General features: G+C 59.6%; 26 protein-coding genes. 1 reads left to right on the top strand and 25 read right to left on the bottom strand.

The window, feature by feature from the left end; translation table 11 throughout:
* Position 1 precedes the first annotated feature (1 nt).
* The 17 genes from LGQ10_RS29830 to LGQ10_RS29750 all read right to left on the bottom strand — a co-directional run bounded on the left by LGQ10_RS29830 (position 2) and on the right by LGQ10_RS29750 (position 16,683).
* A complete protein-coding gene (locus LGQ10_RS29830) occupies positions 2-1,126 on the bottom strand; it encodes a phage baseplate assembly protein (protein ID WP_226524057.1) in 1,125 nt (374 codons plus the stop codon).
* Positions 1,110-2,438, bottom strand: a complete 1,329-nt coding sequence (locus LGQ10_RS29825; protein ID WP_226524056.1) for a DNA circularization protein — start codon at positions 2,436-2,438, stop codon at positions 1,110-1,112. The genes LGQ10_RS29830 and LGQ10_RS29825 overlap by 17 nt, the downstream gene beginning before the upstream one ends.
* Positions 2,435-4,684 carry a phage tail tape measure protein gene (locus tag LGQ10_RS29820; protein ID WP_226524055.1) on the bottom strand — a complete coding sequence of 750 codons (2,250 nt, stop codon included), beginning with the start codon at positions 4,682-4,684 and terminating at the stop codon, positions 2,435-2,437. Before LGQ10_RS29820 ends, LGQ10_RS29825 begins: the two co-directional genes overlap by 4 nt.
* A gap of 440 nt (positions 4,685-5,124) precedes the next feature.
* Positions 5,125-5,493: a hypothetical protein gene (locus tag LGQ10_RS29815; protein ID WP_226524054.1), complete on the bottom strand. Its 369-nt coding sequence runs from the start codon at positions 5,491-5,493 to the stop codon at positions 5,125-5,127.
* Between the two features lie 4 nt (positions 5,494-5,497).
* Positions 5,498-5,869: a phage tail protein gene (locus tag LGQ10_RS29810; protein ID WP_226524053.1), complete on the bottom strand. Its 372-nt coding sequence runs from the start codon at positions 5,867-5,869 to the stop codon at positions 5,498-5,500.
* Positions 5,870-5,881: 12 nt separating this feature from the next.
* On the bottom strand, positions 5,882-6,979 hold the full coding sequence (locus LGQ10_RS29805; protein WP_226524052.1) for a phage tail sheath C-terminal domain-containing protein: 1,098 nt from the start codon (positions 6,977-6,979) through the stop codon (positions 5,882-5,884).
* Positions 6,976-7,203 carry a hypothetical protein gene (locus tag LGQ10_RS29800; protein WP_226524051.1) on the bottom strand — a complete coding sequence of 76 codons (228 nt, stop codon included), beginning with the start codon at positions 7,201-7,203 and terminating at the stop codon, positions 6,976-6,978. The genes LGQ10_RS29805 and LGQ10_RS29800 overlap by 4 nt, the downstream gene beginning before the upstream one ends.
* Entirely contained in the window at positions 7,203-7,772 is a 570-nt protein-coding gene (locus LGQ10_RS29795) for a phage protein Gp37 (RefSeq protein ID WP_226524050.1), read from the bottom strand. Before LGQ10_RS29795 ends, LGQ10_RS29800 begins: the two co-directional genes overlap by 1 nt.
* Entirely contained in the window at positions 7,772-8,263 is a 492-nt protein-coding gene (locus LGQ10_RS29790; RefSeq protein WP_226524049.1) for a phage protein Gp36 family protein, read from the bottom strand. Before LGQ10_RS29790 ends, LGQ10_RS29795 begins: the two co-directional genes overlap by 1 nt.
* Positions 8,263-8,913 carry an HI1506-related protein gene (locus LGQ10_RS29785; RefSeq protein WP_226524048.1) on the bottom strand — a complete coding sequence of 217 codons (651 nt, stop codon included), beginning with the start codon at positions 8,911-8,913 and terminating at the stop codon, positions 8,263-8,265. The genes LGQ10_RS29790 and LGQ10_RS29785 overlap by 1 nt, the downstream gene beginning before the upstream one ends.
* A gap of 2 nt (positions 8,914-8,915) precedes the next feature.
* Positions 8,916-9,824, bottom strand: a complete 909-nt coding sequence (locus LGQ10_RS29780) for a Mu-like prophage major head subunit gpT family protein (RefSeq protein ID WP_226524047.1) — start codon at positions 9,822-9,824, stop codon at positions 8,916-8,918.
* A 25-nt stretch (positions 9,825-9,849) separates the two neighbouring features.
* Entirely contained in the window at positions 9,850-10,245 is a 396-nt protein-coding gene (locus tag LGQ10_RS29775) for a hypothetical protein (RefSeq protein WP_226524046.1), read from the bottom strand.
* Between the two features lie 2 nt (positions 10,246-10,247).
* Complete coding sequence (locus LGQ10_RS29770) at positions 10,248-11,228, bottom strand: phage protease (protein WP_226524045.1); 981 nt, start codon at positions 11,226-11,228, stop codon at positions 10,248-10,250.
* A 292-nt stretch (positions 11,229-11,520) separates the two neighbouring features.
* Complete coding sequence (locus tag LGQ10_RS29765) at positions 11,521-12,069, bottom strand: phage virion morphogenesis protein (RefSeq protein WP_226524044.1); 549 nt, start codon at positions 12,067-12,069, stop codon at positions 11,521-11,523.
* 24 nt (positions 12,070-12,093) lie between these two features.
* Positions 12,094-13,365 (bottom strand): PBECR2 nuclease fold domain-containing protein, encoded by a 1,272-nt coding sequence (locus LGQ10_RS29760; protein ID WP_226524043.1) that lies wholly within the window; start codon positions 13,363-13,365, stop codon positions 12,094-12,096.
* A 226-nt stretch (positions 13,366-13,591) separates the two neighbouring features.
* On the bottom strand, positions 13,592-15,142 hold the full coding sequence (locus LGQ10_RS29755) for a DUF935 domain-containing protein (RefSeq protein WP_226524042.1): 1,551 nt from the start codon (positions 15,140-15,142) through the stop codon (positions 13,592-13,594).
* The gene (locus LGQ10_RS29750) at positions 15,142-16,683 is read right to left on the bottom strand and encodes a hypothetical protein (protein WP_264194086.1); all 1,542 of its coding nucleotides are present in this window, start codon (positions 16,681-16,683) and stop codon (positions 15,142-15,144) included. The genes LGQ10_RS29755 and LGQ10_RS29750 overlap by 1 nt, the downstream gene beginning before the upstream one ends.
* A gap of 56 nt (positions 16,684-16,739) precedes the next feature.
* Between LGQ10_RS29750 and LGQ10_RS29745 the strand changes: the two genes are divergently transcribed.
* Positions 16,740-17,207, top strand: a complete 468-nt coding sequence (locus LGQ10_RS29745) for a hypothetical protein (RefSeq protein ID WP_226524041.1) — start codon at positions 16,740-16,742, stop codon at positions 17,205-17,207.
* 2 nt (positions 17,208-17,209) lie between these two features.
* Here the strand turns inward: LGQ10_RS29745 and LGQ10_RS29740 are convergent, their stop codons facing one another.
* From LGQ10_RS29740 to LGQ10_RS29705, 8 genes are read right to left on the bottom strand one after another with little or no spacing between them, the layout of a single operon-like run.
* Positions 17,210-17,722, bottom strand: coding sequence for a DUF3486 family protein (locus tag LGQ10_RS29740; protein ID WP_226524040.1), 513 nt, complete (start codon positions 17,720-17,722; stop codon positions 17,210-17,212).
* A complete protein-coding gene (locus LGQ10_RS29735; RefSeq protein ID WP_226524039.1) occupies positions 17,722-18,030 on the bottom strand; it encodes a hypothetical protein in 309 nt (102 codons plus the stop codon). Before LGQ10_RS29735 ends, LGQ10_RS29740 begins: the two co-directional genes overlap by 1 nt.
* Positions 18,027-18,359 (bottom strand): hypothetical protein, encoded by a 333-nt coding sequence (locus LGQ10_RS29730; RefSeq protein ID WP_226524038.1) that lies wholly within the window; start codon positions 18,357-18,359, stop codon positions 18,027-18,029. Before LGQ10_RS29730 ends, LGQ10_RS29735 begins: the two co-directional genes overlap by 4 nt.
* A complete protein-coding gene (locus LGQ10_RS29725; RefSeq protein ID WP_226524037.1) occupies positions 18,356-18,556 on the bottom strand; it encodes a TraR/DksA C4-type zinc finger protein in 201 nt (66 codons plus the stop codon). Before LGQ10_RS29725 ends, LGQ10_RS29730 begins: the two co-directional genes overlap by 4 nt.
* A 1-nt stretch (position 18,557) precedes the next feature.
* The gene (locus tag LGQ10_RS29720) at positions 18,558-19,196 is read right to left on the bottom strand and encodes a DNA-packaging protein (protein ID WP_226524036.1); all 639 of its coding nucleotides are present in this window, start codon (positions 19,194-19,196) and stop codon (positions 18,558-18,560) included.
* Positions 19,193-19,831, bottom strand: a complete 639-nt coding sequence (locus LGQ10_RS29715) for a transglycosylase SLT domain-containing protein (protein ID WP_413247577.1) — start codon at positions 19,829-19,831, stop codon at positions 19,193-19,195. Before LGQ10_RS29715 ends, LGQ10_RS29720 begins: the two co-directional genes overlap by 4 nt.
* Before the next feature lie 2 nt (positions 19,832-19,833).
* A complete protein-coding gene (locus tag LGQ10_RS29710; RefSeq protein WP_226524035.1) occupies positions 19,834-20,136 on the bottom strand; it encodes a putative holin in 303 nt (100 codons plus the stop codon).
* The gene (locus LGQ10_RS29705; protein WP_226524034.1) at positions 20,133-20,453 is read right to left on the bottom strand and encodes a hypothetical protein; all 321 of its coding nucleotides are present in this window, start codon (positions 20,451-20,453) and stop codon (positions 20,133-20,135) included. Before LGQ10_RS29705 ends, LGQ10_RS29710 begins: the two co-directional genes overlap by 4 nt.
* Positions 20,454-20,548 lie beyond the last annotated feature (95 nt).

Here is a 20,548-nt window from a genome sequence, read left to right as displayed (position 1 = left end):
CTCAGGCGCTCCTGATCTGTTCGATGAATGCAGCGTCCGGGTTTAACTTGCCTTTGTGCTTCTTGATCTTGGCCCCGTCCAGCACCCACATTTTATCCTCCCTCAACCGCAACTCAGTGATTGCACCCTGCCCACGAGTGAGCCGCATTGTGCGGGCCATCAGAAAATAAACGGCATTCAAGCCATGCGGCTCGCTGTAGACGTGTACCCGTTGGCCGGGATTCCAGACCTGGCCGGATGCTGTCCGGTATCCCTTGACGATTGCGCGGATCTCGAACCCTTCAAGACGACTGTCCGCCAGCAGCTTCCGCGCACGGGTCGTCGCCATATTCTGGTTCTCTGTACTGTTGTCGATTACAACCTTTGGCCGAAAGATGCCGCGCTGGGCCAACGTCTCGTCCTTGATGACCGACTGAAGGTGCGAGCGCTTTGTATCCAGACCATCATTAGCGTATTGGCCGTGCTGACCGAGGACGGTGATTTGGCTGTAGCGGTTCGCGATTGAACGCCGGACAGACAGACGCTCAACGTTGTTTCCCATACCGTCCAAGCGCAGCACCAGGCCGTCGACGGGCGCTGCGTCATAGTCCGGGCCACCGAATACCAGCGTGCCATCGGGTTCAAACCACGGCCACAAACCGCTTGCCTCGGCTGCCTGTAGCAATGCTTCCCAAGCGGTCTGCCCCGGCTCGATCTGAACACGACGACGCCCTTTTTTGGCCGACTGTGGCTGACGAACATCAATCTTGCTGATGCCTAGCGGCTTCACCACCTTGCTGATCACCTCATCCAGCGACGCCTCGCGCATCGATACGAAAGGACAAGAGCAGTCGACCAGGGGGGCAGCGCCGTCGCGGCCGTTGATTCGGATTGCGATACCATTCCGACTGACGTCATGCTCGAACTCGTCGATTTGTCCTGTCAGAACCCGATCCCGGCCTAGGTTCAGCGTACAACTTACCCCCTCGACCAAGACCGCTGGCAGCTTCGCTGTATCGCGAACATACAACTCAAGTTCAAATGCATCAGACGGAGTAAGCAGATCCGACTCGACGGACCACCCGTCCCATGTTGCGTGTGTCATGCCGCCAATAGTCAGGCGAATTGCGTCATTTGGCGTAGGCACGTAGCACCTCTCCCGCTTCTATATTGTGTGGGGCCTTCAGCCCTGGATTGAGCCGCATCAGCTCGGCAGCACGCACATGATCGCCATACCAGTGATGGGCCAGCCGCCGCAGACTGGTAGCGCTAGAGACAGTTCGCTCAATGAGTGGCGGGCTGAGCAAGATCACTGACCGAGCACGCGCCTGCACCAGGCCCGCAACTGAACGCAGTGCGTTAATGACCGGCAACGCGGACTCGACGTCGTAAAGGCGACGGTGCAGTAGCACCGCGGACTCAGCCAGCGAGCGCGCTAGATTGACCAGCCGCTCCAAATCTTCCGGGCTCAGCGTTGGCGTATCCGCCTCGCCCTCGATGACAGCAGCCACAGCCTGAGCGTGCGAAACAGCCAGCTCAGTGATAACCAGCACGACCAACCCGAAGGCCGACGTTTCGACCGGATCACTCGGCATTTCAGCAGGCAGTATCGCCGAATCAGGTTCAACACCTTGTTGAGCTGCCAGCAGGAAAGCAGAACCTGCACGTGCCGCACCAGTGGTCAGGCTTTCGCCTCCCGGCATCACGAACGGCACGCCGGTACGTGAGAGCAGCTCACGGGAGGTGCTGGGTGTGCTCTCTTGGATGACACTACGAATCTCGGTAGGCGTTCGTAGCAGATCAGTCAGCGGGTCGAAGGCCGAGATCGGGTTACTCTTGAACAGGTCGACAACACCAGATACGACGCCGAGAATCTGGCTACGCAACTGCTGCAAACGCAAACCGATACCAGGCAGGCCTAGCGCTTTTTCAAGTAACCCCGTCCAGCCGCCGCCAATCCATTCCTGAATCTGGGCTACCAGGCTGTCGATAGCAGCAAGAAAATCAAAAACGCCGTCCTGCCAGGTGTACTCATCCTCCACCAGCAGCTTTTGCTCGATGGTGTAGATGAGGTCACGGTTAAAAAATGGCTCGTCTGGCGTATGCGCCAGGAAATGCAGCTCCACCTGCGCATAGTCAGGGCGCTCAGCACTGTGATGCACGGTGTAGCCTTTCGACACGACGGTGACACTGCCATACACCGGGTGAACCAGCTCGCCTGGCCCGAGGATGTCCAGCGCGCCGAGAAGCAACCGCAGCTCAAACTCATAGTTGGTGCCAAACAGCACGGCCCGCATCGTGTAAACCCGAGCACCTTGCCCAAGGTCCTCAACGGCATCGCCGTCCTGGTATGGCGTCCCGTGCTGAGCCAGCGAGCGCTCCGCCTGGGTACTTTCCTCAACAACGTCGAATTGCACACCACGAAAAGAGGCGTCCAGCAAGTTCTCTTCCCAACTCATTGGCCGCGCCTCACTTGAATATCAGTTCGACGCTCAACCTCAGCCTGGATCGCGTGCGAGTCTAGGCGCAGATCGATGACCAGCGGCTTAGAAAGCAGCGCCTGCAATCTGGCGTCTGCGGGACCCTGACCGCTCGCCTGCTGCATGGGAGCAAGCGTCGCATCAGTGAGGCGCTGGGAGGCGTTTGCTGCCCATTCCCGCCCCCCCTCAACCGATCCACCCGATGCGGTTAGCCCGGTCTGGTCATGGGCCAGACGCTGGGCTTGGCTCGAAAGCCAATCGTCCGAGGCCCCGGGGTTGTCTTTCGCAAGATCGATACGGTTCCGATAGAAGGCGGCCTGGTAGGTACGCTGCTCATCGTTGATCAGCTTGTTGCGGGGCACCATAGCCAAGCGATCTTCATCCGTTTGCTGATTACTGGCGCCTCCAAGCTGAGTGGATGTTGCTGCCAACGCTAGCGGTGCCAACCATGACGCGATAAAACCACCAAGCTTGCCCTTGCTTGAGGTTGATGATCCGCCCGGTAGTTCTGGCATGCCACCACCCAACGCGCCCGATGGCCAGTTGGTGACAAACACCGAGGTTACGCCTGCCGCTTCCTCAAGAACTTTGCCGACTGCAATATTTTTCAGTGTTTCCGGGCCACCCAAAAACTTATTGAACAAGGCACCTGCGCCGGCTTTTGCGCCGCGACCCGCGTAATAACCTCCAACACCCACCAGGGCTCCACCGGCCAGCATTTGCTCGCCAGACAGATTGAGGTCGTCAAGCAAGTAACTACCGAACTCAGAAAACCCCTTGTTCAGCGGCTGCGCCATACGGTCAATGGCCTGCCCAAGCGTGGACTTCATCCGGCTACCGGCACCAGTGGCGCTATTCACGTTATCAACAAGGTCTTTTTCAAAGATTGGCTTGGCCTGTTCAATCTCTTTAGATTGTTCGGAAAACGTTGCGTTCTTGTTGCCACTCAACATGATTCGCGCGCCGCGAACTGTGTCTTGATCCATACCTTTAAATACAACACCCATGAACTTTGCGCGCTGTTCATCGGTTTTCATGCGGTCATACTTACGCTTTAGGTCCGAAAATACATCTTCCGGATTTCGCGAACTACCGTCTTTATTAAAAAACTTAACGCCAGATGCTTTTGTAACTTGGTCGCGATAAGTTTTGTTACTGAATACTCGCAAAGTTGATTCAGCCAATGTTCCCAGTCGCTCTGGCTGTAGCTCAACAGTGGACAATGTTTCAGTGAACGCCAGCGCCTGAGCGATAGACATCCCTGCGGCCTGGGCGGCGCCGCCGATTTTGGGAAAAAGGTCTGCCAGGTTCTCAAGCTCGGCATTACCCAGGCGACCCGCAACCGTCATCTTTTGCAGCAACGCCAGCGCGACGCCTTCTTCGTTCAAGTCGAGGTTGAACGCACTGGCGCCTGCGACCACCGCCTTACCCAACACCGCAGAGTCAGCACCAGTAACCGCCGTACCCTGGCCTATGGCATCAGCGGTCTTCTTCGCCGCGCTGTAGTTGACCCCGGATGCGATCAGAGTATTGAAACCACTGTCCACACCTTCGCGGTCAAGACCGTATTTCTTGGCGATGCGGAAACCTTCCTCTCGCCACTCGTCACGCTGAGCGTTCGACATGTCTGCGGTCTGCTGCGTGCGGATCAACTGGCGATCCAACCTCGCACTACCAGTCAGCCCGGTCGCAACACCGAAGCCCAGACCCAGCCCGGCAAGCTGGCCTTGGGCCGACCCGCCGAATCGCTTGAGCCTGTCGAACTCTTCGCGAACACCTGTCGCCAAACGCTTGAGAAGACGCAGGTTATTGCCGCCACTTTGAGCCAGACGGCGCATGCTGGCCTCGGTCTTGTCGACGGACTGGCGAAGCGGTTCGGAACCTTCTTTCGCCGCCTTGGCCAACTCACTTTTTGCATCGCCTGCAGCCTTACGGGCGGTTTCGCCCATTACCTTTATTGCGCTAGTTGATTGAGCAACACCCGCACGCCAGACACCTTGCCCCTGCGCGGCCTCGCGCACTGCTTGCCGGATGATCTTGTAGCTGGTTGCGCCCGCCTGACCGGCGTTACGCAATGCGGTTCCGGACTTGTTTGCCTCTTCCGTGAGCGCGCGCGCGCCCTTCTTGCCAGCATCACGCAATGAGCTATCAAGCGCCTGAACTTCGCGGCGCGCATCACCGGAGTGCGCTTGAACGCGCAGTGCTATGCGCAGGTCCGAACTCATCGACGAATCTCCCAAAGACTTTCATACAGAAGAAAGGCCCTAATCGGGCCTTGAATCAGTGGTGGGTCGCGGCTTTATCTACTTCCCAGCACAGGTGGGCACTACCGCCTGGCTTGAGCCTCACCGAATAGCTCCCGGGCTCGCCGGGAGCCAGGCCCAGCCGCTTACCAGCGGCGACAAGATCCTTTTGAAATGCCTGCATCGGCTCCTGAGCACCCGGCACAAGAAGCGCGGCGCCACGGTGAGCGTGGAACGAGTTTTCAAGAGCCTCAAAGTCGGCCTGGGGCAAAGCCACACATTGGATAGTCATCGTCTTTTCTTCCCTTTCCCTCGGGCCACGTATCGAGTTGTGTTTTTCTTCCTACCGATCAGCAGATCGATTCGCGCGTCGATCTCTTGTCGAGTCATTGCGCGGATCTCGTCGAGCCGGTAGCCGTGCCTTACGAGGGCGTGCTCGATGCGTCGCCAGTCGGTGACTGTGCCGCCTTCTGCGGCTTGAGCTTTTTTTCCAGTCCGACATCCGCCTCAGAAATGAGCGCCAGGTCGGACTCGGCCAGCTCTTCCAGCAGTAGCTCCGTGGTCAACGCATCTGCCGGGATCTGCCCCAGCGAAAGCAACTGGCGACGGTAAACCTCGACAGTGATGAGTTGCAGCGGCCCCTCGGGGTGCTGTTGCTGGGCGGCGATCATGTCACCGGCCACAGCCACACGCAGGGCAAATTCCTTGTGCCGCGTGCCTGCGTACCACACCCCGATTTCCAACTGGCCCTTGATGGTGAGCCCATCCCAACGCTTGCTTTGATCAGTCATAACGTCACTCCATGTAGTAGTTCAGAGCAGAAAGGGTCAGATCGCGGGTGGCCTCACCTTCGAGCTGGTACTTGCTGCCCATTTCCATCAGAGCGACACCCGTCCAGGTCTCGCGCTGACCGCCACCGTCGAGAGGCTCGATAGTGATTTTGGCGTCGAGCATGGCGCGCCAGTTGGGTTCGCCAGTTTTCGGAACCGCAACGGTTACACGCAGCTCATGGTCTTCGATGCCTTTGGCGGTGCCCTTGGGGCGGCCGGTGCGGTTCATCGTCTTGACGACAACTCGACCTGTTTTCAGCGAGTGGTCGAGGCTCTTAATGTCATAGTCTTGGCCGTTGATGGACAGAACGATCTGCCCTACATGGTTATCAGACATGGGGATCTCCGGTTAGAGCAGCAGGTCGATTCGGCCAGCAAACACATGCAGGCCATTCACAACATCGGCGGGAATGGAACCGTTCAGCCGGTTCGCGTCTTGACCTGAACGCTCGACGACCAAGCCGTCTGCGTTGTCATCGACGTTCTCGACAATCTCCAGATCCTCAAGCTTCTTGAGCACGTCGAGCAGCTCGCCGCGCACCGCTGCCGGGGTCCTGCTCGACAGCTTGTCGCGCGGGAAGCGCAAACGAATCCGGTCACGACAGGCCTGCCGCACGTAATACAACGTGCGAATGGTTGTCAGATCGAGCAGCGAAACGTCACCTGCACCGGCCGCGCTTTTGGTGTAGGTAGAGATGGCACGAACGATCTGCACCACATCACCCACCCCCACCTCCAGCGGGGTGACGCCGTTCTTGAGACAGGTTTCTTGCTCGGTTCGCCCCAGACGCTTGGCGACTGGCGGAACGGCAGTACCTGTAAGTGTCAGGGTGTTGAGTGGCCGGGCCGGATCTTCTTCCGAAGCGATCATTGCAGCGTAAGCGGCGGCGACCTGGCGCGCAGATGATGAAGTACCTGGCAGCAGCGCCAGACTGATTGCGCCACTGTTCAGCGACGCAGCCAGGGCAGTTGCAGCGGAAATTGTCGACGTGACGGCACCAACACCGAGGATGGATTGCTGTTCAATCGAGTCGGTATAGGTATTGATGTGGGTACGCAGCGACGTCATGGCCGCCTGACTGAACCAGGCTGGCACCAGAATGGTGTAGCCGCCCAGGGCACTAGCCGCCAGTGCTGCCGAGATATCAGGCTCTTCGGTGCCGATCACAGCGATACCGACACAGGACACCGCTGCATAACGGTAGGCCGCGAGCAAAGCCGAAACCATTTCCCCGGCCACAGGGCCGAACTGCTCTTGCGCCTCGGCCGCGCTGTAGACCTGGACCGGCACCAACGGTTCAGCAGTGGCTCCAGCTCCCAGCGGAACAACCAGGCAGATGTGCTGGGGATTGGTCGGCAGGTTCCGCACCGCCATGCGCAGGTTGAATTCCATGTATACGCCCGGCTTGCGGATCGATGCAGGGATCGTGTCAAAAGGAATGGTCATTGAGCGGTATCCTTGGCGACCGTTTTGGCACCGCCCTTGCCGGTACTGGTGGTGGCTGGCTGATCATCAGCAACAACCTTCAGCTCGCCGGAAGCAATGCGGCGCTGGTAGTAAGAGTGCTCAGGCACGTCGATAGGATCAGCCGGGGCTGGCTTGATAAAGCCGCTCGACTGGTCGCCGGCCGGGAGCATTGGCACGGGATGCTCAGTAGCGATAACACGCATCACAGGTTCCTCAGTTCAATCGAATCGGTTACGACCACATCCGGGTTGTCAGCCGGTACGTGGTACGACAGGTCAATGCCCTCCAGCATTGGCAGTTCTTCTTCTGGGATCTCCCAGTCCAGCTCGACGGCGAAGCTCTGACCAAGCACCGACAGGTGACTGGCGTCGAACTTGCCGTTGACCAGGTTTGCGAACTCGGTTGGCGACACACGGGCTCCACCTGGCCTGTGTTGCCAGCCTGTCAGCAGGCGCATGCAGCTTTCCCAAATCCAGTAGCTGCCAGGGTCTGAGGCAACTGTGCCGCGCCGGGTTTCACGCTCACCACGAACAGACCGGCTTGAGATAACCAGGCGAAACACCACCGCTGCCGTGTAACGCCGGACTTGGCTCGCCTTGCGGAAGGTTACTTTCGGGGTCGTGATCAACACACTTGGGGTGAGCTTGAGCAGGTCGACCAGTAGGTCTGGGTCGCTCAGCTCGCCGCCGTAGCTGTCGACATGCAGTCGCGGCAATTGCTTCAGCAACTCCTTCAGCCGCGCTTGAATGGCGTCCTCAAACTCGCCAAGCATCACAACCCCCTTAACGTGCTGCGGCTGAACATCCGCGACTGATGACTGATCTGAAGACCAGACTGTCCAGACTCGGCCGCACCGCGCTTCTCGTCCTCGGCGGCAAGGTTTTCAAGCCGCTTGATGATGTCGCGGTAGCGCAGGCGCACAGCCGATTCGGCATTGGCCTTCTCGCCGTACAGGTGAAACCGGGTTAGTTCGGGCAGATCGTCAGCCACCCAGTCCGGGGCATCCTGTCCAGCTTGGCGATAGCGCAGGTAATACTGAACCTCGCTGCGAGCGCGGCTAGCGGCGTCAGCGATCCTTGCCAACGCAGCCACGGCCGACGCCACATCTTCCGGCTCCCAGTCATCCAATGGCGAACCGTTGGCCGCCGCCTCCAGAAGCGCGCCGTCAATGGGCCGATGGGTTTGAGGGACCGCAAGATCCGCAATATCACGGGCACCGAAGCGGGTGATGATCGCGATTGCGCTCGGCAGCGAGAGGTTCATTACTCGGCTCCCTTCTTGCTGGCCGCACCGCGCTTGCCCGCAGCCTTTTCGGTCACGGCCTCCGGCTTATCACCAGTTGCCGGAGCCACTGCCGGAAACGGCGCCGGACTCGGCGACGACTCAAGATTGCCGGCACTGTCGAGCGTCGAGTTGCGTCCATGGTCCTGCGCCTCCAGCGCCTGGGTATGCGGTCGAAGGTGCTCGATGACGAGGGCGGCCAGGCTGTCAGCCAGGATACAAATCGCGCCCTCCTGCGCGGGATCTGCTGGAGTCAGCAGCTTTGCCGCCTCAACGATCAGACCAGGTGCTGCCTGATGTTGAGCGAGCACCGCCACCAGGTCGGAAGACGCCGCCATCAGTCCGGCGCGAACTTGCTCCAGATCGCGCTCCAGCGCTGCAATAGCGCCACTTGCCTCCGATGTCATCGTGGCGATTGTGTTGCGCATTTCCTGAACCAGCTCAGCGTTGTCCTGGCCTACCTGGAGAGCCCCCTCTTGCACGCCCTCGACGACCAGCAGACCAGGGTCAACTCGCATCATGGCTAGTTGTTGCTCGGTCAGTGCGCCGTCTGGGTAATAGGTGCCCTTGGCGCGATGAGCGATACCACCGCGACGAAACCCGTCAGTAGTGGATTTGATGATTACGCCCATGATTAGCTCCCCGTACCAGTGGAGCCATAGGCCAGTTGCCAGAAACCGTAGCCAGCCGCCGCACGCGCCTCGGCGCCGAACTTGAATTTCTTGCGGTTGAAAACATCGTCGGCTTCGGGGGCGGTTTGCTGGACGAACACCGGCGCCTTGCGTTCTTGGTAGATGAACGGCAGGACCGGCTTGCTGGTATCCAGCAGGAACCACGCAGTGCGTGAGGTGAGGCGAGGTTCAACGACCACTTCCGCAGTGCCCTTGTAGGGGTTGTCCTCGCCGTTCGCCAGCTTCTCCGTGGTCAGCAGTCGGCGCGCAGTGTCTCGCAGTGCAGGCGGCACCAGCAGCACAGTTGGCGCAACGTTGATGGGGCGGCCGTCCTCGTCCTTGAACTCCTGCATGACGGTCCACGCGGCACCGTAGCTGGCTTCGGCATCGGCCAGGGTCGCAATGGACAGACGCTTGGTCCCCATGTTGCTAACACTTTGGCCCGCCACCGGGTGATCGGTATCAAAGAAGTACTGGCCGTCATAGCAGCGCTCGGAGAAGGACTTGTTCACCAGTTCGAACACAAGTTCGTCAGGAAGCTGCTTAGCTGAGAAACCAGCCATCTTGGCTTGGGGGTCGTAGATACCGAGTTGGTCGTCTTCGATGTGGTTGCGATCCACTTCCACAGTGGCCTCGAAGTCCTCGTTCACCACCGAATAGGTGTAGGCCTGGAGGTTCTTGACGTGCTTGTCACCGATCCAGCGGCGCATCCGTGGAAACGCAGATAGCCAAGCGTAGAGGTTGCTCCCCGTGCTGGAGGGCACCTTCATGGCGATTTTTTCCCAACTGCTCGGCGCCGCTGCAAAGGCGTTGTTGAACAGGGTCTTGATGGCGACGAATGCCGCCTGAATGGAACTCTTATTGACCAGCATGCGCAATGCGCTCCTTTATTAAGGGTTACTCGACCCAAACACCGTCAGAATCGACACCAACAATCAGCCCAGAATGCGAGCGAGTGCCGCCACCGTCGGTAGCGCTTACCGTGGCGTCATCGACGACATAGGCCTGTTTCAGCAGATGGGCTTGAGTGACGGTCCCGTCGTTGCCCCACTTGAAAGCTCCGCCACGGCTGACCTCGACGGTCTTCGCACCATCAGTACCTCCTGTGTTGTCAGCGGACTCTTCGGCACGGCCGACGTAGGTGAGGCCGGCGGCGGTTTTGCCTGGCACTGCAAAGCCAGACGGAGAGAGAACAACCTGCGCTCCGGCATAGATGAGCGCACCAGCCCCCACGCGGAGCGCCAAGGTTTTTGCTTGCTGCATCGGGGTATTGCGATCAGCGGTCAAAGCCATGATCAGCCCTCACTCTTCAGGTTTTTTGCGAACTCCACGGGGTCCAGGCCGAGCTGAGCACATACGGCCCGCTGTTCGGCGTTGAGCGCGGTAGCGATGACTTCCGGTTGGCGCTCGTCCAGGCCGGACGGGTCGCCAACAGCAGGCGCGGCCTTTACGTATTCGCGGAAACGGTCGAGCCCGGCCTGCTCCGAACAAGCGGCACGGTGGTAGTCGACGGTGGCCGGCGTGATCTTGCCGGCCTTCAGCGCAGCAGCGATTTCGGTTTCGACGACTGCCTTGTGATCATTAGCCTTGCGGGTTTCCAGGGCCTGTTCGGCGTTCGTTGCGCGGGACACGGCTTGGTCGTAGTCGCCACGCGGGACGAATTTGTCCAGGCTCGGTTGCTCGCTGTTGCGGGCGGTGGCGGTTGCCTTGAGTTGAGTTACTGCGGCGACGGCTTGTTCATCGGTTGCGCTGGCGTCCAGCCCGAGGGCCGCCGCTAATGCGAGAGAAAGTGGCACTTTTTGAGTCTCCGATTGCTCATGGTTCAGTGCTGTCAGCACCAGGTTCGGTTTGTTCGTCAGGCCGACGCTGACCATCCGAAGAATTCGGCGGTAGGTGTCGTCGTAGTCGAATACGGGGGATACAAAGCGATACTCGCGGGCCACGACTTGAGCCTCTGCCCTGGGCGTCCAGGTGACATGGCCCCACAGAGCGCCGTCGCGCAGTTCTAAGCGATCGATCCAGCCCGAAGCAGGGGCTTCTTCCCCCTTGGGCGCCACCACTTCGGTGGCGTGCTCCCAATCAATCACCATATCGATACCGCGACCGACAAAGGCTGCGAGCACGAGCTGCTGAGCCAGGTCGTCGAACAGCCAGGTACGGCCATCACGACCAGTGACATTCGGGCCGGAGGGAATCAGCTCGATCCACTCAGGCGCCTTGCCTTCAGTGGAAGGCATCGCCGACAGATCAGTGTTTAGTGCGAGAAGTGTTTTCATGCCGCCAGTTTGTTCGGCATGAGGGAGAGAGTGTTTTTAAGCCCGACGCAAGAAAGCGCAGGCTGAGAGGGGTTACTTGAGAGCCGAGAATGCTACCTCGCTTCGAGCCGCGAGCGGGTCAGTTTTTGGGGTTTTCCAGCCTTTAGAAGAATCTCAATGCCAGCTACTGGCCGACGATGGCCCCAGAACGAAATCTAACGGTGGTCTAACGGTGCTTTAGCTCGATTCCCAGCCGGATGCACCAGCTATGCCCTTCAGCACGCTCAAATGAGCAATTTTTTAGATGACCCGCTTACCCCTTCAGGTAGGCACCAACGATCTCCACAATCTCCACCTCGTCCTCGCTCGACAATCCAAGGTAGGGACGCGCTGGCATTTCTACGGATCTCGCTCCGTGCGTCACCCACTGTGAGAAATTCGATTGCCTCTTCTTCACGAAGCGGTTGCCGACCACGCCACCTTTCTCCTTGAAGTACACCTGCTGCGATCTAGCCGCATGATTGACCTTGCCGCCGAACTGGTGGATAGCTCCGTAGGGCCGGTCTGTACCGAACTGGAGTTCTTCATTGCTGACCTGGTGACGCAGCGTGTCGAGCAGCGCACCCGTATCGCGGAGGATTTTATTTCCGCGCTTCCTTGCAAGGGTGCGCGGCGACAAGGGAGCCCAAGGCGATCCATCCGGCCCAACCTGGCGCCGTGCCCGCCCGTCAACGGACATGTGCAGATACTCACCAATGTCGTTAAGCGGCACCCTCAACGAGCCAAGGCGCTCAATCAGCAGCTCCAGCCCGCGTCCGGCTACCGACGTATCAATGGTTACATCAAGCACTGCCCCTGCCACGGATGCCTCCTTTATATGTACTGATCACTCGCGGCCCGAGCGGCGATAGAGCCGCACGCCGAGGCGAAGTTGTTCTAGGTAACCGGAATCACTGGCGGCAGGTGCAAGCGTGGTGATGCCACTCCAACCGTCGCTTCCCACCTCAAACACCGCCAGTGCGGGCACCGCTTCACCGGGAAGCTTGAACTGGCGGATATAGCGGCGACGCATTACGGCCTTATTCTGCTCATGCTGCCATTCGAGCCTGGTCCATACCTCATCCGGCTCTTTCAATGCGTCAGCCAGCAACAGCAGCTCACGCGCCTTACCGCCCCTTGGCGCGCCGGATATGGCACCGTCAGCGAACATGTCGCGGCCAACCACCACGCTGTCGCCAACCTTATCCTTGAACACAGCAGGACTGTCCGCAGCGGCACCAAACTCCCCAAGAAAGCGGTCGATATACTCGTCATCTGCCAGCCCTTCGGGCATGACCCGACTGGTTGCAACCGGACGAGGCGTAGGCAGCGGGCCTGGCGGGCGACGGTTTGGCAGCCCAGCTCGCGGCGCCGGATTGGCGTTACCAGGCACAGGCAGCGGGTCATGGGCTCGCGGCATCGGCACGGCTGAGGACAAGCGCGACTGACCCGGTGCATGCTCGAAACCAGGATCGATACCCAGTGGTACACGCACGCTACGCGGGCCGTTGGGGCTGTTGACGCCGATGATGCGGGTTTCGTACTCGATCACTGGAGCCGGCCCAACCTTGAGGCCCATACGCTCAACGTCTCGCTCGCTGACCATGAACTTTTTGCACTTGCAGCCCCAGCCGTTCTGCGGGCTGTGCGATGACCACCAAGCGTCATCGAGCGGCAGAACCGTGCCATTCCACGCCAGGTGCTGAGGGCGCGGGCGAGCGCTGTCGCCGTGGCGGTAGAGGCCATAGGGCCGCTTCTTCCGCAGCTCTGGGTCAGCCATCTGTTCCTCACGGCCTGCGTTATAGGACTGCCGCAGGTTCGTCTCGAAGATGGTGCGCGTCCGCCAGGCCCGGCCGCCGTTGTACTCCCAGCCGTGCTGGGCGACGATGGTGTCGAAGTCTGTCCTAAACTGTTCCAGGGTGCGGCCCGTCGTGATTGCCTTTTCTACAGCACCGCGCATGTCGGACAGCAGATCGCGCTTGGTTGCCCCAGCCACGACGAAAGCCCAGTCATGCTCAGTAGCGTACGCATCTGTCCAGGCCCGGGAGGGCAGATTGGTCTTGCCCCTGAAGTAGTCGATCTGTTCTTGAAATGGCAAATTGCCATGAGATACTGCCATTTTCACCACTCACGGAGTTCAAGATGGGAAGATTTCAATCCGTTCTCTATAGATTTGAAGACTGCCAATGTCGCAACGTTGCCGGAGGCCTGGACTCTATCCCGGCAGGCACTTACTCCGTTGCCGAACTGGACGCAGTAACTGTTTACGTGGGCGCAGCAACCTTCGACTTGAACAAGTCCGCTTTCAACCTTCTGAAAGCAGAAGGCAAAGCCAGAAAGGTCGGCTAAAGCCCCCTAAGTACGTCGTATCGGCCGGCCAAGCTCGCAGCCATCATCCCATCGGCCATTGCATTGGCGAGCTGGGCCGTGCTCATTGAGGGGTAAGTCTCGATCAGGCGGTCGCGAAACTCCTCAAGACTGGACACCGATTCCAACAGCTCCTTCATTGCATCCACCATCTCATCCATGGGCGCGGCGACAGCCGCCTCAAGCGTCTCGACCTGGCTGTCTACGATATCCGGCACCACTGCCGGGACCACTACCCCCTCTCGATTGAGTGCAGTAGCCACAGGAGCCGCAGGCGTAACCGAAGCCCCGAGAACCTCTGCGTCCTTTGCAGGCTCAGGCAGGCCAAACTTGTCGCGGATAACCGACTGCTCGACCCGCAACCCTAATGGGACGAACGCCGTAACAGCCTTGATCAGCAGCTCAAGGTTTTCAGGCTTCGGCACATCAATGATCAACTTCGGATAGCGTCGACCAGGTGCAAAATTCAGGTCGCAGAAAGGCCGCACGAACATCCGGTTCAACGTGTTCGACTCGGCCTTGGCATCGGCTTCCAGCAGATCCAGGCGAACCTCGTTGTGAACCTTGGCCTGAGCCAGGCTGGCCCCATCGTCTGCGCTCATGGTCTGGCCGACAATGGCCTTGGACATTTGCTTGTCCCACCATTCAGCCAGACCTTTAAAGAACTCGCCTGCACCATTGACGTTGGCAGCTTGGGTGAAGTCGATCCGCATGGATTCGGGAATAACGGCGGCCGCATCGCTTCCAAGGTTCGCCACAGCCGACATCAGCACGCCTATGTCTTCCTTGCTTGCATTCGGCCCATAGCGACCCACGCGCATCGGTATACCGTAGATGTCAGCAAAGCCCATCCAGTCTTTCCACACCCACGCCTTGCACATGTAGCCGACCGCCGCTAAGCGCGCCAGACCACCACGGATCGGCAAGCCAGCGCGCAGCCTCGGACGATGCACAATGAACTTGTAGGGAGCCAGCGCGATGCCGTTGAGCATGTCTGCCTCATCGAGCAGGCGCAGCTCTTGGCCGGTTTCCCGGTCGAACTGAAAGAACCTTGGGTCGCGCAATTCGAAGCGCTCGGGCACCCACGTCTTACCGCTGCGGTCCCATATGATCTCAACTACTGAGTAACCTTTGCTCAGGGCGTCAGTGAGGTCAGTTTGCGCCTCGCCAAATTCAGCCGACTCAACGACCTCGCGCACGATGTCAGCCCGGCGAACATCTTCCGCGTCATCGGTGGCGGCTTCGATTCGGATGTTGAGTCCTGCCAAGGCAAGCTTGCGCGTACCGAGTACCGACGCATAGTGCAGGTCCCGCTCTTCCATTTCTTCAGCAAGAGTCAGGTAGTCGCGGGCGTCTCCTTCAGTAGCGGCCTGCAACAAGGAGGCAAGACGCTCAGGCGTCAGACCACCTGCCACAGATGGGTGCCAAACCTGGCGCACACCGGTTACACGCGGCGCGGCCACATCCTCACAGAGCTGATCGTATTCGATGGCTCGGCCGTATTGATCGACGATGGGTGAACGTGCCATTACCAGATGCCTTTTCCTGAGCGCCAACCCGCCCCATGCTTAACCTGTCGGTCATGCTGAGTCGATTGCTGGACGCGGTGATATTCAAAGATTTCTACCTCCTGCCGACTGGCGAAGTCAGCAAGGACGAGGGCTACGCCCGCGTCACCGTGGCGCTTGTCGCCGCCTTTTTCCGTGGTTCGTTGTTCAGGGATACGCGCGACGCCTTTCACCACCCGGAAAGCACGCACGTCTCCTGTAACGTCCTTGTCGGCAGGTATGCCATAAAGGGTGTCGTCCTCAAGCGCGGCCTTGAATGGCGGCATGTTGTCCCGATACCAGCCCTCGGTGAGCATGACCTGCTCAATACGGTTAAATCCGAACTCCACAGCAGCAGCCTCGGCGATCTGCTGGCCGTTGCCTCGGGCGTCATGCGCGCCCTTGAGGAAGTTCGGCAGGCGCCGGACCACATAGAAGAGAATCTGCTCTTGCTGCTTGAACGGTACGTTCCGCATCTCCAGCACGAACGGTGAGCGCTTGCGCAGGTTCTGCTCCTTGAGCAGCGGCCAGAAGACCGACAAGTCGCCCGAGCGAGCGAAGTCCATCCCATAGAAACTCTGTGCGTCGGTCGGCATGGCCTTCAGCAACGGCAGCAGCTCTCGCTCGCACCACTCCAGCGACTCAGCCAGGCGCACATGCTCTGGCGCTGTCTCGTAACCCTGCGGGTACTTGAGGCGCAGCACCGGAGATTCTCGACTTGCACGGCTCTCGACCAGGGCCAGCGAAAGGTACGCGCCGCCGCCCTGGCTCGGGATGCAATCAAGCTCCTCATTGGCTGCTTCGCCGTAGAAGTCATAGACATCCTGCACCCAGGCATCACGCTCCGACTCAACGAACGGAATACCTTTGCGCATGCACACCCGGTCATACAGGCCATCTTCGACAGCCTCACGGAACGTGCATCGGAACACCACGCCCTTTCGCTTACCCGCCCGGATGTCCTCAACAAGCTCGTTGAATGCGTTCTCAGTGCCGTCATGGGTACTGATCACGTGCACCTCACCACCCCAGATCAGCAAAGCCAGTGCGGCTTTCAGCAGCTCAGCCAGATCCTGGTGAAACGCGGCCTCATCGATCACCACCACCCCTTGGCGACCGCGAAGGTTACTCGGTCGACTGGTAAGGGCGACAATACGGTGCCCACTGGGGAACACGATGGTGAAGGTCTTGATGTGCTTGTCCGGGTCCTCATCCGGCCAAATACCCTCCTCGATCTCGCCCGCAGCGTAGTTGAAGGCGCGCGACCACATTGCACAGGCCTGGATGTACTCGACCGTCATGTCCTGGTTGTAACCCAGGTAGTAGACCGTCTGCCCCCCGGCCTTCTTTTCTGCGGAAGCCACAAGCACATTGTCGGCAGCCTCCGCCCAGGTCAGGCCGATCCGGCGCGATTTCTCGGCGACCTTGAGGGGCGCGCGAATGTTGACCCAATCCTTTTGATACTCCAGAAGGACTGACGGAGCAGCAACGCCGGCAGAACTCAACATAGACAAGCTGCTCACGTACACCTCCAGAATGCTAGGCTGTTGCGATCATCAATATGTCGCAGAGGTGCAAAATGATTGACTGGCTTACAGGTGCAGTGGAGAGCGCGAAGACCATTAAGGATATCGGCCAGTCGCTGCTCACGATTCGCGACGAGGGAATCATCCGCGAGCGCGTCTACGCGCTGAACAACAACCTTCTGGAACTTCAGCAAAAGCTGCTCGAAGCGCAGCTTAGCCAGATGGAGTTGGTCCAGCGGATTCAAACGCTTGAGACCGAAAGGGATCAAGCGAATCAGTCCAAAGACGTTATGGCGCAGTACACTCTTAAGCTCTTCCAGACTGGGGGTTCTACGTACGTTCTGAAGACCGAGGCCGATGCAGAACCAACCCAGTTCTTCTGCACCAACTGCCTGGAGACTGAATCCGTAGCAGTCACCCTGCAGGGCGCCCGCATAAAAACCTGTCCTAAATGCAGTACCTCGATTGCGACGGCGCCCAAACCTCCAGTCCAGATGCCACGCCGTATACAGCGTTGGTAGAGTCACGAGGCAACCCCCAATATTTCCCGGCGAATCTCTGCTACCGTCTTGGCGCTGAGTCCACCTTTCTTAGCGATTTTCTCGACCTGATTCGCCGCGTCCTCGGCCTTGGCCCGGACTTCAGCCTTCCACTTCGCCTGCACGACAGACGCCCGGCCCAACTCTGCAACGGCCTTGGCAACCTTGGGCAGATCGATCTTGCCGCCCGAGGTCATGAGCAGCTTGAACAGGTGCTCTTGCACCAGCCGCATCAACGCCTCGTTGACCGCGCCCTCATCATCTGGAGCGGCTTGGACTACGGCCTTAGCCTGTTCGCTGGACATCCTCAGGGCGGCAAGCTTGTCCTCGAACTCACTCCCGTACCGATGCAGCGCGCTCTTGCCAATGGAATAGCCACGCGACTCCAGCTCAGCAGAAAGCAGCTCGTAGCCGCTAAAATTCGATTCGACCAACGACTGATCCAACCAGGTTTTCACCTCGGCCGGCAGCGCGGCGACTTTGCTGCGCGGAGGCATTACCAGTACTTCTCTGGGCGCGAGATGCCCGCCCGGCATTCGACGGTGTACTCGGCGATATCGACGCCAAGTGCTGTGAGACCGGCAACCCATGGCCCGGCCGGGGACTTCACGAGTGTGACCAGGGAGCGGTCGCATAGGTAGTCCAGTTCACGACGCAGCTCCAGCGCAGTGGCATCGGGATAGATGCCTTGCACCGTGGACAGCACTACTGCTTCATGCGGGTCGACCGGGCGGCTAGTGTTGAGAGTGAGCAGGATGTACCAGCGCAGCGATTCGCGGCGCACTTTAGCTGGATCAATATTCATTGACGGGCTCCCCGGAGCTGCACGTTTTCAAGCTTGAGTGCCACCGCGTCGAGCTTGGCCTCAATGACGGTTTGGTTGCGCACAAAGTCTTCCCGGCGCACGTAGTGCAACGGCATCTCCCCGCGCAGCCTCTCAAGACCAATCTCGACCTGTCGCAGTCGGTCGGAGTCTTTGGCGAGGTCTTCGAAGCGGCCATCCATCAGCGCGAAGCGCTGGTCGAGGCGGCGCTCGATGGCGGCGACCAGCAGCTTCAGGAGGGCCAGCAGTGCGCCGACCAGGCCGACGCCGATGCTGATCAACTGCCAGACCGGCAGCTCGACAGTGCTCATCGGCCACCCATCCGTTCGACATGCTCCTTGCACGGCACGCAGAGCGCCACACCTGGCAGCGCCAGTCGACGACCTTCGGGAATTGCTTCACCACAGTGCTCGCAGTGAGTTGCCGATATCCCTTGAAAGCTGCCTCCAAGCGCGAGCTGCGCGGCTAGCGCATGCTCACGAAAGGCCTCTTCCACTTCGGTGGCCATGTCAGTTACTTCCATTTTTTGCATTCCATTCGATCAGTTTCTTGAGCTGGGCACGGCACAAGGCATAGCCCTCGCTGTTTCGCACGTGGTTAGCCAGCAGGTCAGCGCGGGTCACTCCCGCGATCAGGTCGTCAGCGGTTCCGGCTCCGGTGCCAGTCGCATCAGTTCGGCTGGAGGCTGAGCTGGAGGAAGGCACTGCAACTGGGGAGGCGGTGCCAAAGAGCGCGCTGTTCCACACGCGTACAAAGCCAGCAGTGAAGACAGCAGGAGGTAGCGGCTCAGGCTGCGCATCGATAGCGCGGCGATATTTGGTCGTGACACGTTGAATTTCTCCGTTGAGTTTGTCGGTGACGGCTCGCAGCTCTTCCCGCTTTGCGCCGAGTTCAGCCGCCAGCTGATTGCTTCTGGCCCGCTCAGCGATCAGGTCGTCTGCGGCCTTCTTCAGCTCAACAGCGGCGGACTCAGCGAGGCGGCGCATCTGCGCCTCACGCTCTTTAGCCTGCTTGCCCAGCACTGCCTCACCCTCAGCTTTCGCCAAGGCGAAACCCTGGTCGTAGCCATCGCGGTACGTCAGGGTCAGGCCTCCAACAGCAACAGCGATGACAGCGAGCCAGATGAGCAAAGGCTTGATGGCGTTCACGAACACACCCCTTCACCCCAACCAGCGGCGATATATCGGGCTTCAAGGGTCTTGAGGATGAGGCGCGGATAACCCCGGTTTTCATTGAAGGCGGCGGCCGAGCGGCCCGCGTTGAACCGCTCGATGGAACCGAACCAAACCAGCGGGTCGGCGCCCTTTGCCGACGCCAGCTTGCGATCACGGATCAGCCAGCCTAGGCCGCCGTTGTAGGACGCCAACACCATCGCGTGCTTTTCACAGGCGTCACGACCTTTGATGCGACTTGCCAGCCATCGGTCGTAGGTAACCAGAGCCATCAGCGACCATGTGGGGTTGTAGGGCTCAACGTCGCCCAGCGTGCGCGGGAAAGTTTGTGCAAGCCAGGAGGCGGTGGTGGGCATGATCTGCCCCAGCCCTTGAGCGCCCACGGGAGACTTAGCATTGAACCGCCACCGCGATTCCTGATGCACCTGGGCGGCGAATGTCGCGACAGGTGCATCGAGCCCCCACTCGGCTTGTGCGATACGGGTCAGTTCGCGGCGGTACTGCTGAGCCTCTGCTGGCACGTCAGCACGGACAGTGGGTACGCTGCTTAGAATCGCGGCCATCGGGATGATGAACAGCAGTATCAAAGGCGTGAGGTAGTTGTTGCCCATGGTCAGAGCCCCAGAGTCAGGCCGATGATGCAGGCCAGTACGATCAGGGCGCGGCGGATACCCGCCCATGGCTGGTGCACTGCTCGGACCTGATCGGGCCTGGCATACGGGAACAAAGCGCGGTCGATCCAGTAGCCCAACACGCCACCACCAGTGACCAACGCGACCTTGTAGAGAACAACCGCGATCTTGGTTGGGGCAACGAGATAGAGCGCGACCAGTAGGCCGATGGTGATGAGCGACCAGAAGGTAAGGCGTGGTGCACGGGGCCGCCGAAGACGCAGGCGGCTGCGAAGATGGCTCATTGATGAACCTCCGTTGTGGGATTGAGAGCGGCGCGGATCTTGGCGATAGCGCTTGCGGCTACGCCTGAATTGCCCCGGCACTGGTCCGGTGCGATGTAGCGCCCAGTTTTGGGGGTGCGGGCTGGGGAAGACTTGTAGCGCTGACCACCTTGGCTGGCGTCTTTAGCTACTTGCCGCCGATGAATTGCGACCCGCGAAATGACATAGGTTCGCCATTCGCTCGGGCATTCATCGATCATCTTTTGGCGCACTGTCTCGCAGCGCTCGTCAATGACGCGTTGTGCGTATCCCGCTGAAAGAGGTTCGTGCTCAAACATGTTCGAATCTGCCAGATGAAATGGACCTGGCTAGATTCGCCCGCGTTGCGCGGGTGCTGTATTTCCGGAGGCTTTAAGCAATAAGCCCCGCAGTG

This window comes from Pseudomonas sp. L5B5 (genome assembly GCF_020520285.1).
GTDB lineage: Bacteria > Pseudomonadota > Gammaproteobacteria > Pseudomonadales > Pseudomonadaceae > Aquipseudomonas.
Note: the sequence above shows the minus strand (reverse complement) of the source record. Positions and strands in the feature narration are given on the sequence as shown.